Annotated in this window: 12 protein-coding genes; 2 read left to right on the plus strand and 10 right to left on the minus strand. The window is 59.2% G+C overall.

Annotation, left to right across the window (positions count from 1 at the left end; translation table 11 throughout):
- Positions 1-424: 424 nt before the first annotated feature.
- Positions 425-1984, plus strand: coding sequence for a glycosyltransferase family 39 protein (locus FBZ97_RS18020; RefSeq protein WP_113420749.1), 1560 nt, complete (start codon positions 425-427; stop codon positions 1982-1984).
- A 72-nt stretch (positions 1985-2056) separates the two neighbouring features.
- Here the strand turns inward: FBZ97_RS18020 and FBZ97_RS18025 are convergent, their stop codons facing one another.
- From FBZ97_RS18025 to FBZ97_RS18070, 10 genes are all read right to left on the minus strand, one after another.
- Entirely contained in the window at positions 2057-2677 is a 621-nt protein-coding gene (locus tag FBZ97_RS18025) for a YdeI/OmpD-associated family protein (RefSeq protein ID WP_145321395.1), read from the minus strand.
- Positions 2678-2803: 126 nt separating this feature from the next.
- Complete coding sequence (locus tag FBZ97_RS18030; RefSeq protein WP_145321662.1) at positions 2804-3223, minus strand: SRPBCC domain-containing protein; 420 nt, start codon at positions 3221-3223, stop codon at positions 2804-2806.
- A gap of 8 nt (positions 3224-3231) precedes the next feature.
- Positions 3232-3555, minus strand: a complete 324-nt coding sequence (locus FBZ97_RS18035; RefSeq protein WP_145321393.1) for a metalloregulator ArsR/SmtB family transcription factor — start codon at positions 3553-3555, stop codon at positions 3232-3234.
- Positions 3556-3639: 84 nt separating this feature from the next.
- Positions 3640-4437 (minus strand): glycerophosphodiester phosphodiesterase family protein, encoded by a 798-nt coding sequence (locus FBZ97_RS18040; RefSeq protein ID WP_113331179.1) that lies wholly within the window; start codon positions 4435-4437, stop codon positions 3640-3642.
- A 38-nt stretch (positions 4438-4475) separates the two neighbouring features.
- Positions 4476-5282: an ABC transporter permease gene (locus FBZ97_RS18045; RefSeq protein ID WP_246661794.1), complete on the minus strand. Its 807-nt coding sequence runs from the start codon at positions 5280-5282 to the stop codon at positions 4476-4478.
- 108 nt (positions 5283-5390) lie between these two features.
- Positions 5391-6317, minus strand: coding sequence for an ABC transporter permease (locus FBZ97_RS18050; RefSeq protein WP_113353298.1), 927 nt, complete (start codon positions 6315-6317; stop codon positions 5391-5393).
- A gap of 11 nt (positions 6318-6328) precedes the next feature.
- Positions 6329-7198, minus strand: coding sequence for an ATP-binding cassette domain-containing protein (locus FBZ97_RS18055; RefSeq protein WP_113353573.1), 870 nt, complete (start codon positions 7196-7198; stop codon positions 6329-6331).
- A complete protein-coding gene (locus tag FBZ97_RS18060) occupies positions 7191-8159 on the minus strand; it encodes an ABC transporter ATP-binding protein (protein WP_113353299.1) in 969 nt (322 codons plus the stop codon). Before FBZ97_RS18060 ends, FBZ97_RS18055 begins: the two co-directional genes overlap by 8 nt.
- A gap of 10 nt (positions 8160-8169) precedes the next feature.
- Positions 8170-9777: an ABC transporter substrate-binding protein gene (locus FBZ97_RS18065; RefSeq protein WP_145321391.1), complete on the minus strand. Its 1608-nt coding sequence runs from the start codon at positions 9775-9777 to the stop codon at positions 8170-8172.
- Positions 9778-9859: 82 nt separating this feature from the next.
- On the minus strand, positions 9860-10906 hold the full coding sequence (locus FBZ97_RS18070; RefSeq protein WP_246661795.1) for a LacI family DNA-binding transcriptional regulator: 1047 nt from the start codon (positions 10904-10906) through the stop codon (positions 9860-9862).
- 388 nt (positions 10907-11294) lie between these two features.
- Here FBZ97_RS18070 and FBZ97_RS18075 point away from each other — a divergent pair, with 388 nt between their 5' ends.
- A complete protein-coding gene (locus FBZ97_RS18075) occupies positions 11295-11969 on the plus strand; it encodes a DUF2278 family protein (RefSeq protein WP_145321389.1) in 675 nt (224 codons plus the stop codon).
- Positions 11970-11998: the final 29 nt, after the last annotated feature.

Genomic DNA, 11998 nt, shown 5'->3' on the forward strand with positions numbered 1-11998 from the left:
TTGGAACGATGGGCTGCTGCTACCGACACAGTGTGTCGGATTGTGGCGGACTCGGAGTTTGAAAACGCCCCCTCGCCCAAGCTTGGCTTCTATATACATACATTCGGTATGTTTGACAACAAGTTCGATGCGAATTAAGGCAGAAACTGGAAAAAATTCTTGTTCGCACGTGCCGCGGCATTCATATTCCCGCAGCCACAGGCGGTTATCTGACCAGGCGGATTCGCCCAGCGTCATACGGGAGCGCTGAACGCGAAGAACGACGAGGATACTTTGACGACCTGGCTACCGAAGGAATAATATCTGGCAAATCAGATCTGCCCTCGAGATGCCGCCCCCTGAAATCTTACTGAAAACGATTGTGTCGCCGCGACATCTATGACATGGCGCCTGCGACGATAGTGGCAATCGCTGGGAGAACCGGATGAACTTTCTGGGAAAAGACAGGTTTGCGGGTGCGCATCAGCAGGCTGCGTCCATCGACAGCAGCTCACCCTCCGAATATTGGTGGGTACCGGGATGCCTGGCCATATATTTTATCGTCCAGGCAGCCATCCGCATCGCCATCTCCAGCTCGCTGCGGATCGACGAAGCACAGCAGTTTCTCGTCGGCCAATGGCTCGCCTGGGGTTATGACGCCCAGCCACCGCTCTACAACTGGATTCAGTACGGCATCTTCGAAATCTTCGGCACGAGCGTCGCATCGCTCGTCATCGTGAAGAATCTCCTGCTTTTCCTCGTCTATCTCGCCTATTACAAGCTTTTGCGATTACTTGTGACCGACAAAAGCCTAGCGGCGGTCGGGACGCTATCGCTCCTGACGATGCCGCAGATGTTCTGGCAGGCGCAGAGAGACCTGACGCATACCGTCGGCACCCTACTTGCGGTGCTCATGTTGATCTATTTCGTCGTCGTAACCATTCGTCGCCCGACGCTCATCTCCTACGCCCTGATCGGCCTATGGGCCGGGCTTGGCATGCTGACGAAGTATAATTTCGCTCTGGTGATTGGCAGCGTTGTCATAGCAACCTTCTTGCATCCGGTCGGGCGAAAAAGGCTGATCGACTGGCGCCTTCTGCTAACGCTGGCAATCGCCGTTCTCGTGTTCCTGCCGCACGCCATATGGATGGTCTCCAATATGGACCGGGTGCTGACGACGACGGTCCACACCATGTCGGAACAAGGCGCCGGCGGAAAGCTTTCCGATATCGGTTTCGGACTTCTAGAACTTGTCAAAACCAGTGTCGCAATCGTTGCCCCTACGTGCGTGATCTTTCTGCTGTTCTTCCGTCAATCATTCCTGCATTCGCTGCGTGCCAGAAGCGAATGGAGTGATTTTGTCGGAAGGATACTTTCAAGCACCGTCGCGATCCTGCTGATCTTGATACTGGTGATCACGCTCACGGAGTTTCGTGACCGCTGGCTGCTCCCCTTCCTGTTCCTACTACCGGCCTATTTCTGTCTGAAGCTCGACGCAGCGGGACTGCAAAGCCAGGCCGATATAAAGAAATTCCTTTACCTGCCCATCGTCATGATGATTGCGCTGCCTCTGATCATAGCCGGAGGTGTCCTTTTCGCGCGGTTTTTCCATTCTTATGAGCATTTGAACGCGCCCTACGCCACCTTCGTGGACAAAGTCGTTACCGTAGAAGGAAAACAACCCTCGGCAGTCGTGACGACGACCTGGCTGAAGGCCGGCAATCTGCGTGTGAACATGCCGCACACGTCGATCATATCGACGGAATATCCTGCGTCGGATTTAAGCCGGCAGGCCATAGGAAATGGACCGGTTCTGCTGGTTTGGAACGAGCGGGACGGACATCAATCAACCATGCCGAATGCACTGCAGCAATGGCTCACATCGAAATTCGGAGCGGCGACACAGTTGCCACCGCAGCAGGACATTGCCCTTCCGTATTACTACGGAAAGGAGCCGGATCGTTATCACTTTGGTTATGCGTGGTATTATCCCAAACCGAACTGACTCGGGATTGCGCGGCCATTCGATCTCACCGGTGGATGAGGCAATCGAGAAGCAGGAGGGATTAACTGTCGGCTACCGCTCCAGCGCGCCCTTTCCGGCGAGAATATGATTGCGAAACTTAGCAATTCGCGCGGTCCGCGTTTCGGACTTCTTCACGGAGCCGAGGTTGATCACATAGCTTTTCTTTCGCCCCGGCGTCAGATCATGGAAAGCCTCCGCCAATTCGGGATCGGAATCCAGCGCCTCGATCAGCTCGTCAGGCAATTCGATATCGCTTTGCTCTTTCGGCGGCTTGATGCCGGCCTCTGCATAACCCATTGCCTCCTTCAGATAAGATCGGATGACGGGCTCCATCGTCGCCACGGCGTCATCGCTCACAAAGCGGATCATATCGGGATGCCGGGTATTCTGCCCTTGCTTTTCGAGCACCCCCTCAGGGTCCTTCATCAGTGCCGCGTTGAAGAAAGTGAGGCGAAAATCGCCACGAAAGGCACCGATGATCACGATGTTGCGTCCCTCATGCATGTAGCACGGATGAGCCCACTTCACCGTCTCGACGAGCCCCGCCTCCAGGCAGATTCGGCGCAGTTCGTTCAGACCGTCAATCCACAGCATCGTCGAGCAGTCCGGCGTCGCAAAGCGTTCGCAGCGCCCACATCCCTTGGTAAAGAAGTCCTCGATATCGGTAATCATGTCCTCATCCACTTCATATTCCGGCCTTCTGAATCATCCACACCGTCAGCTCGCGCACGGCGTGGTGAAAGCAAGCGGCCGGACCATGCTCGCATGATTGTATTCCGGGCTTGCGAGCAATGGGTCTCACTTCACTTCTGCCAGCACCCGTTCAAGTCTTTCGAGGAACTGCCGCCATCCCGCCTTGGCACCGCTATAGGCCTGCTTCTGGTCCGGTCGGAAGCCGACCTGCTCCATGCGCAGATGCGTTCCCTTGTCCGTCTGCGTGAGCGTGAAGGTCACAACGCTCTTCAGATCGAAAGCCGGGTCATCATGTGCGAAATTCCATCGATAGGACAGCCTGGCGTTCGGCTCGACGACGAGCACTTCGCAATCCAGGACGCCACCCCAATCGCCACGAAAGCTAAACCGATGTCCGAGGACGGGAACGAAGTCGTTCTTCATCAACCACTCTGCGATCAGATGCGGCTGTGTGAGTGCGCGCCAGACCTTTGCCGGCGGATGCGCAATTTCGCGCTCAACCACGACAGCGCGTACCTCGCCCAATGCCGCTTTCATTGATCCATCCGATCGAGCAAGTCTTCGAGATCATCGAACTTGTCTTCCCAGAAACCGGCCATTTCGCTCGTCCAGTCACGCAACGGCGCAAGAGCGTTTCGTTGTGCGCTATAATGCGTCTGGCGTCCTTCATGCCGGTCGCATACCAGCCCCGCCTGTTTCAGAACGGCGAGATGCTTTGAAACGCCCGGCTGGGAGACGCCGGCATAAGCCGTAAGTGCGACGACGGTCTGATCGCCGTCACGGCACAATCGCTCGAATATCGCCCGCCGCGTCGGATCGGCGAGCGCTCGGAAAATGGGATCATGGAGGTTTGCCATACCGATTCATAACTCTTTGGCTATTGATTAGATCAATAGCTGACAGGCTATGAATAAGTCAAGCGGCGATCGACGGCGCTATTCTCAGGCGCTCGTGCTCAGCATGCGGAGGAAATCCACATCGTCGCCGATAAGGGCATCGACCAGCCGGTCCCTGACGCAGCCGCGGATCATGGGAAGCAGGTCGCGGCCACCCTGCCAGAACATGGCAAGCTTTTCCGGCAGCGGCAGGCTCAGACGCACTGCAATGCCGGCCTGCTGCAGCGCCTCTGCGTCAGTGCGGTGAAAGCGGTTCAATTCCAACGAGACGCCATCAATGCCGCCGGCGCGCATCGAGGCGACGATGTCTACCGGACGATGGTGGAGGATCGCTTCCGTCTGAAGGCGCGGTTCGAGCTCTTTCACCCGCCGTAGATCGATATGATCAAAGGAGGATATGGCAACATGGTCAAACGCGTCGAGCTCTCGCAGTGTCGCGATCATGATATCGATGAGACGATCGGCACGCTCCGGCTCCTTCATTTCGATCGCTAGGCGGGTATCCGTTTGCTTTGCCCACAGCAGCGTATCGGCAAGCGTCGGCACGCGGGTTCCGGCGAAGCGCGCGTCGAATTTCGCGCCGGCATCAAGCGAAAGAATGTGCTGGAGATCGTGATCGGCAACGAAGCCGGAGCCATTGGTCGTGCGATCAAGCGTTCTGTCGTGAATCACGACGATCTGGTCGTCGCGCGTCAGCATAAGGTCGATTTCGCACTCGTTGGCGCCTGCGTTCACACCCGCCTGGAAGGCGAGAATAGTGTTTTCCGGGAAGCGCCGGCTGAAGCCGCGATGAGCGGCGATGCGGAGCGAACCACGACGAGCGGCGTGAAGGGGCAAAGGCAATGCAAGTCTCCTTGGAGGCGGTTCTTTAGGGGGGCGAGCTAGTGAAGTGTCGGATCGAGAACATCGCGCAGATAGTCACCAATCAGGCTGATCGACAGCGACAGGATGAAGATCACGATGCCCGGCAGGATGGCGATCCACCACTCGGTCATTACATAGTCGCGGCCAGCGCCGACCATGCTGCCGAGGCTGACAAGCGGCGGCTGGATGCCGAGGCCGAGAAAGCTCAACGCCGATTCCTGCAACAGGATTTCCGGCAGGACGATCGTGAGGTTGACGAGGACGACAGAGAGCGTGTTGGGCAAAACATGCAGGAAGGCGATGCGCCCCGTTCCCGCACCATTTCGTCTCAGCGCCGCGACATAGCCTCGCTCCAGCTCCAGCCCTGCCATGGTGCGCACCAACCGCGCGTAACGCTCCCAGCCGTAGAGGCCAAGCAACGCCATGAAAAGCCAGAGATTGTCGCCGAAGAAGGCGAGAACGGCGAGGGCAATGATGAGGAACGGCATCGAGGCCTGAAAATCGACGGCGACGCGGATCAGCATATCGGCAAATCCGCGACCGAAAGCGGCAAGCAGCCCAAGCACCGTGCCCAGCGCCAGGCTGATCGCCGACGCGCCGAGCGCGATCAACAGGCTGGTGCGCAATCCATAGAAAATGCGGCTTAGAATATCGCGGCCAAGCTCGTCCGTGCCGAGAATATGCTTGAATGAGCCGCCGAACAGGATCGGCGGCGCCTTGCGGGCATGAAGATCGATCTGTGCAAAACCATGGGGCGCAAGGACATTGGCGAAGATCGCAACCGTGATGAAGGTTACGAGAACAATGACGCAAATGGCCGTCATCAAATCGAACCGAAGCCTGGGTTGAAAAGATCGCTCCGATCTGGTTTTGCGAGGAACGTCGGCGCCGGTCGCTGCATTCGCCATGGTTTCACCTTTCGAGGCGGCCGATCAGGCCGATGCGCGATGCCGCAGACGCGGATCAGCGAGAATGTAGAGACAATCGATCATGAGATTGGCCGTCACCATCGTCGCCGTGATGAGCAGCACGATGGTCTGCACGATGTTCAGATCGCGCTGCGCAACGGAGGAGACGAGAAAGCGGCCGACACCCGGCCAGGCGTAAACGCTCTCAACCACGGCCGCGCCGCCGATCATGCCGCCGACGAGGAAGCCGAGCATGGTCAGAAGCGGCAAGGCCGCATTCGGCATGATATGCCGCCACAGAAGGGCGCTTTCGCCGATGCGTTTGGCGCGCGCCGCCAATATGAATCGCTGGCCCAGCACCTCCAGCACGCTCGAGCGGACGAAGCGGGCGATGATGCCGGCATTGTAAAGGCCAATGACCAAAACGGGCATGACGAGATGCGCCATCGTCGATCCCCCGCCGCTCGGCAAGATCCGCAGGGAGACGGCGAAAAGCTGGATGAGCAGGATGGCGATCAGGAAATTCGGAAGCGAATGCATCAGTACCGCAAGCGCCATGACAAGGCGGTCGATCAGTCCGCCGCGGTTGCGCGCGGCCAGAATGCCGAAGGGTACGCCGGCGCCAAACGCCAATATGAGGGCAGCGCCCATCAATTCCAGCGTCGCCGGGACTTTCGACAGAACCAGCGTCAGGGCATCCTGCCCGTTCAATAGCGACGTGCCGAAATCGCCGCGCAGGAGATGGCCGAGATAGGCGAAGTATTGAATGTAGAGCGGCTGATCGAGACCCCATTGCTGCCGCATCAGCGCCACGACTTCCGGCGGTGTCTCGATCGGCAAAAGGGAATGCAAGGGGTCACCGCTGACGCGCAGGATGACGAAGGTGAAGGTCATCGCCAGGAACAGGGTCACGAATGCTCGCAGAAACGCCCGCAGGATGGATTGAAGCATTGCCTATTCCCTCAGAGCCAGAGCGTTTCAAGCATGGCCGCTGCCTGCCGTACCCTGCCGCGCCGCCCGCGAGGAACAGCCGACAGGAGCTTGACGGTATAGGGGTGGGCCGGGTTCGCGAAGACATCCTCCATGGGACCGGTTTCCACGATCTGTCCCGCCTCCATGATCGCGACGCGATGCGAAACATGACGGACCACGCGCACGTCGTGGCTGATGAAAAGTAGCGACAGGCCGCGTGCCCGCTGCAGTTCGAGCAGGAGGTTGAGCACCTGGGCCTGCACGGAAACGTCGAGCGCAGAAACCGGCTCGTCGCAGAGCAGAATTTGCGGTTCGACCACGAGAGCACGGGCGATGGCGACGCGCTGACGCTGGCCGCCGGAGAGTTGATGGGGAAATTTCTGCAAGGCGGAGACCGGCAGGCTGACAGCTTTAAACGCCTCCGCCGCGCGATCGAGCCGGCTTGCCGGATAGCCTATGCCGTGGATGGTGAGCGTCTCCACCATCTGATGGCCGACGCTCCGGCGCGGATCGAGCGCACCCATCGTATCCTGCGAAATAACCTGCAGATGTTTTGCCAGACCGCGCCGGTTCGGCTTCATCAGGCTTTTGAAGGACTGACCGAACAGCGTGATTTCGCCTGATGTCGGCTCGCGGTCGCCGCAGAGCAAGGAGGCAAGCGTGGACTTGCCGCAACCGGACTCGCCGACAAGACCCAATGTTTCGCCGGGTCTCAATTCCAGGCTCACATCCTTGATCGCGTGAAATCCCTTCACGCGTCCCGGCCAAAGGGAGAAACCCGGAGCATAGGAAAATTGCAGATCGCGGGCGGCAAGTGCAATTCTCGTCTCTGAATTGGCGGCGATTTGCTTCTCAGGCATCATGGGCACTCCATGGATTGAAGCAGGCAAGCGCCGCCGCACCGGCAATCAACGGCGGAACCATCGTCGCGCAATTCGGCTCCGCGCGTGGACAACGGGGCGCGAAGGCGCAAGCCTGCGGCAGCTCATCATGCAATTTCAGTTCGCCAGGGATATCCGCGAGCCTCTCCAGTGGCCTGCCCCGTCCGGGCATGGCCTCCAGCAACAGGCGCGTATAGGGATGGCGCGGATTGTCGTAGAGATCGTCCGTGCGATTGATCTCGACCAGGGAGCCCGCATACATGACCGCGATACGGTCGCAGACCTCCGAGACGAGATCGAGATCATGGCTGATGAAGATCATGGGGATGCCACGCTCGCGCACCGCCTTGACAAGGAGAGCGACGACCTGCGCCTGCACCGTCACATCAAGAGCCGTGGTCGGCTCGTCGGCAATGATCAATCGCGGCTGCATGGCGAGCGCCGTGGCGATCATCACGCGCTGGCACATGCCGCCGGAAAATTGCGCCGGATAGGCGTTGTAACGCGTCTCTGGCTGTGGAATGGCGACTTCCGCCAGAAGCCGGAGCGCCTCGTCCCTGGCTTCCTTTGCCGACATGCCGGCACTGACGGCCGCCTCGGCGATCTGTGAGCCGATCGTGCGCACCGGATCGAGACAGGAGACAGGCTCCTGAAAGATCAGCCCGATGGGCGGCAGCTTTACCCGCGACCCTGGGCCGAGCTCGGCCGCGTCGTACATGGCATCCTGAAAGGAGATAAAGCCGGTGGCACTGGCGCTCGGCCCAAGAAGACCAGCAAGCGCGAGGCAGGTGAGGCTCTTTCCCGATCCGCTCTCGCCGACGATGCCGAGGATCTCACCCTCGGCAAGGTCGAAAGACACGTTGTTGACCGGATGAAACCGCCCCGCGCCCGTTCCGAACGAGATGCTCAGATTGTCGACCGAAAGAACGGGCGTCGCCATGACCAGCCGCTCAGCTCTTCTGCTCTTCGAAGGAAAGGCTACCGGCGCCGAGATCCATCTGGAAGGCCGGCAGCGGCTGCCATTTGATGCCCTTGCGGATGCCGAAGAAGACAGCATTCTGATGCAGGACGGTCTCGCCCGGATCTTCCCATTCGATCAGATGCAGCATGTCGCGGAAGATCTTGGCGCGGTCGGCCGGATCGACGGCCTGCTCCATCTTGGCGCCAAGCGCATCGAAATCGGCATTCTGCCAGATCTTGAACGAGCTCAGGTTGCCGGCCGAGCTGAACTGCGTGAAGAAGGAGATATAGGGGTCGGGGACCTGGCCGGTGCTGGACCAGTTGCCGGTCGCGCGGGTCGACGAGGCCTCAAACAATTTGCCCGATTCCACGAACTTCATCTTGGCGTTGACGCCGACAGCCTGCCACATGGCGACAACGGCCTGCGTCACCGGGTTTTCCGCCGTGTAGTAATTGTTCTGCGAGCGGATCTCGATCTCCTCGCCATTATAGCCGGCATCCTTCAGGAGCTGCATCGCGCGATCGGGATCGTACTGATAGGCCGGATAATCCTTGAGATAGACAGGGCCATAGAGCTCGAACTGTAGCCCGTTCGGCACTTTCGTGCGGCCGTTCCAGATCGTGTCGACGATCGCCTGGCGATCGATGGCGAGGATGAGTGCCTGGCGAACGCGCGGGTCCTTCAGCGCGGGATTGTTCTTGTCGAAGAACAGAATGCGATTGTTCGGAACCGGACCGCCGACGATCTCGTGATCGGTACTCGCGGTAACAACCGAGAGCTGGTCCGGCGGCAGGTCCGTCGCAATGTCGTAGTCGCCGGCCAGCAGGCCGGCAATGCGCGAGGAAACCTCCGGCACGATGCGCAAGGTCACGCGCTTGGCGGCCGGTTTGCCGCGATAGGCCTGATCGTGAGCGGCGAGAACGACGCTCTCATTGGCCGTATAGCTTTCGACCTTATAGGGGCCGGCACCGACCGGCTTCTGCCGCCAGGTCGTCCAGTTGCCGCCGTTTTTCTGCCAGGCATCCTTGCTGATGACAACGGCCGCATAGGATGCAAGGCGCTGCAGGAAGATCGGGTCCTGGAACTTGGTGACGAAGCGGACCGTCAGAGGATCGACCACCTCGACATGGTCGAGGCTGGTGAAATTGGTGCGATAGGTCGGATAGCCCGGCGCGTCCTTGTTCAGGAGCCGCTCGGGGCCGAAGGAGAAGGCAACGTCCTCGCCGGTCATCTCGCGGCCATCATGGAAGATCACACCAGGACGCAGCTTCATTTCGAGCACGGTCGGAGAGATCCAAGTCCAGAAGGTCGCGAGATTGGGCTTGACCGAAAAATCGCCGCGCATGTCGAGCGCGAGCACCGTCTCATGGATGGAATAGTTGTTGCGGAAGGCGACGTTGCTGGCGGCGTCGACGGGCTCCTGCGAGACCGGATTCATCTGAACGGCGATACGAAGCTCCGGCCTTTTATCGGCGTTTTCATCAGCGGAAGCGGACAGCGCCGGGAGAAAGGCGGAGAGGCCGGCGCCGGCTCCCATAAGAAGGGTCGTACGACGGGTGACCGGGCTGTTGAGGCCGGTGAGCAGAAATTCGGGCATCGGCACACTCTCCAATTAACGCTTTGCACAAACGTTTGCGCAAATAAAATATGGCCACTTGCATTCAGAACCATCGTTTCTTCTACGCAAGGGAGAATGGCCGCAAGCTAGGCGAGCTCGATGACGCACGTATGACAAGTTCGGGAGTAACGAACCGGATCGGACGCTTTTCAACGCGCAGATCCGCCGGAAGATTTGAAAGCTCAATCAGAAGATCAAGCGATGCTTCGCACAGTGCATCCGTCGGCTGTGCGACCGTCGTCAAAGGCGGAGCCCAATAGGCGGTATCGGGTACGTTGTCATAGCCGACCACGGAAATATCGGTGGGGATCCGAAGGCCGAAATCGCGCAGGAAAGCGACGACTTCGATCGCAAGCCCGTCGCTACCACAGACCAGCGCCGTCGGGCATTGCGGCGATGCCAAGATATCCGCAAGGAGCTTGCGGTCGCGCTCGCCCTTCTCAAAGGAAATGACGTCGCCGACAACCAAGCCGGCGCTGCCGGCAACGGCGTCCTGGAATATCGACAGGCGATCGCGAAGGGCGCTGCGACTGACGCGGTAGACGAAGGAGATGCGGCGGTGTCCGAGCTCCACCAGGTGATCGAACAGCAATCTTATGCCCTGCCGGTCGTCGGTGAGAACCGCGGGAAGCGGCCCCGTCAGTCCCGCGCCAAGCGTCACATGTGCCTTGCCCATGAGATCAAGGTGATCGCAGAGCGCTTGTTGGCCCGGAAGATCGCTGACCATGATGACACCATCGAAGAAATCCTGCTGAAACAGGCGCAGCTGGCCGGCGATCTCGCCGGCGTCCGCCTTAGCCTGCGCGACCAGCAGTTCCACGCCACGGCGCTGCGCCACGATTTGGAGGCGACTTGTCAGATGCGGCTGATAATGGCCGGAGAGGCTGTTGACGATCGCCCCGAAGACACCGGTCCTGTGCGTCCGAAGCGATGTTGCCAGACGGTTGACGACATAGCCGACGCTGCTTGCCGTTGCCTTGACCCGCTCCTGCGTCTCCAGGCTGATGCGGCTGTCAGCCTGGCCGTTCAGAACGCGGGATACGGTCGTCGCGGACACGCCAGCCAATCGGGCGACGTCCAGAATGCCGATTCTTTTGGGTGCTTTCATACAGTCTGCCGAAATTTTTCGCGCCGTGCCGCACCGGCGCTAGGGGGTTCGGGAACTCTTGCCCCACTTGCTTCGAGACGCAAGATCGCATTTCGACTTGCAGGGAGATTTTCATAGACAACGATGGATCACGAATTCCTCAACTGCTCTAAAGACTTCTAAATCAAAATGGCATTGCGCCCATCTTTAGGGCCCACAGAGCAATTCATGAGATCGTCACGACCGTGACGCAAAGTGGGATAAAGCCACCTAACTGGCCCGGCAGTCGGTTAGACACGGTTTTCAGTTTCGGCGCAAATTCCTGCCTGGAGTTTAATCCCAAATGCCGCAAAAGCTGTTGGCAGGCGATCAGCAAGCATTTTCCAGCCCGTAATGAAGGTCCTTTCTCATGACACGTCAGCGTCGAAAACCCAGGAGTGCCCAGCGCACCTACGGCGTCCTGGTCGGCAAGGTCGCCGATGGCACGATGAAGCCGTCCGGCTCTTCGCCGCATTACGAGATCTGGGTCAAAGCGAATGACGAGGATTTCCGCAGTGCCGTCAATGTCCAGTCCGTTGATGGCAGCGAAGTGTTGGTTCACTACGACCCGGACTTCAAGGACAATAGCGGCCACGACATTGCCGGCATCGCCGAAGGGCCTGCGGGTTTCAAGCCCTTGCAGAGCGGACCCGATGGAGAAGGTCTCGACTATATCCGAGATACGCTCTTCCCGATCGACGACATGACAGCCATTCCGGCCGATGGCGCGCAGCTGTCGCTCTCCAACATGCTCGACGCACAGATCGAACGCGCCAAGGCCGACACGGGCGCCGTCATCGTTGCCTTCGGTGAGTATTTTCAGGACCAGGGGAGCGACGAAACCTTTCATTTCAGCCCGGAACGCGGCGTCCACGATATCCACTTCATGCAAGGCAACTCCGGCAGTTTCGCCGATGACAATCGTGTCCACGGCGATGGCGGGCTATTCATACGTTTTACGGGCGGCGAGACCATCGCCCTGTTCGTGCGCTTTAGCGTGCAGGCGCTCAAGACGGACGAACAGACGGGGGCGCCGCTTAGCTGACGCACCTTGCTATCCAAGGTCGCGCGGCG

The organism is Rhizobium sp. ERR 942, assembly GCF_007828395.1.
GTDB lineage: Bacteria > Pseudomonadota > Alphaproteobacteria > Rhizobiales > Rhizobiaceae > Rhizobium > Rhizobium dioscoreae.

Coding starts and splice junctions, on each gene's coding strand:
- FBZ97_RS18020 (WP_113420749.1), top strand. CDS start 425: ATGAACTTTCTGGGAAAAGACAGGTTTGCGGGTGCGCATCAGCAGGCT.
- FBZ97_RS18025 (WP_145321395.1), bottom strand. CDS start 2,677: ATGATTACCGATATCGAGGACTTCTTTACCAAGGGATGTGGGCGCTGC.
- FBZ97_RS18035 (WP_145321393.1), bottom strand. CDS start 3,555: ATGGCAAACCTCCATGATCCCATTTTCCGAGCGCTCGCCGATCCGACG.
- FBZ97_RS18045 (WP_246661794.1), bottom strand. CDS start 5,282: ATGACGGCCATTTGCGTCATTGTTCTCGTAACCTTCATCACGGTTGCG.
- FBZ97_RS18050 (WP_113353298.1), bottom strand. CDS start 6,317: ATGCTTCAATCCATCCTGCGGGCGTTTCTGCGAGCATTCGTGACCCTG.
- FBZ97_RS18055 (WP_113353573.1), bottom strand. CDS start 7,198: ATGCCTGAGAAGCAAATCGCCGCCAATTCAGAGACGAGAATTGCACTT.
- FBZ97_RS18060 (WP_113353299.1), bottom strand. CDS start 8,159: ATGGCGACGCCCGTTCTTTCGGTCGACAATCTGAGCATCTCGTTCGGA.
- FBZ97_RS18065 (WP_145321391.1), bottom strand. CDS start 9,777: ATGCCCGAATTTCTGCTCACCGGCCTCAACAGCCCGGTCACCCGTCGT.
- FBZ97_RS18070 (WP_246661795.1), bottom strand. CDS start 10,906: ATGAAAGCACCCAAAAGAATCGGCATTCTGGACGTCGCCCGATTGGCT.
- FBZ97_RS18075 (WP_145321389.1), top strand. CDS start 11,295: ATGACACGTCAGCGTCGAAAACCCAGGAGTGCCCAGCGCACCTACGGC.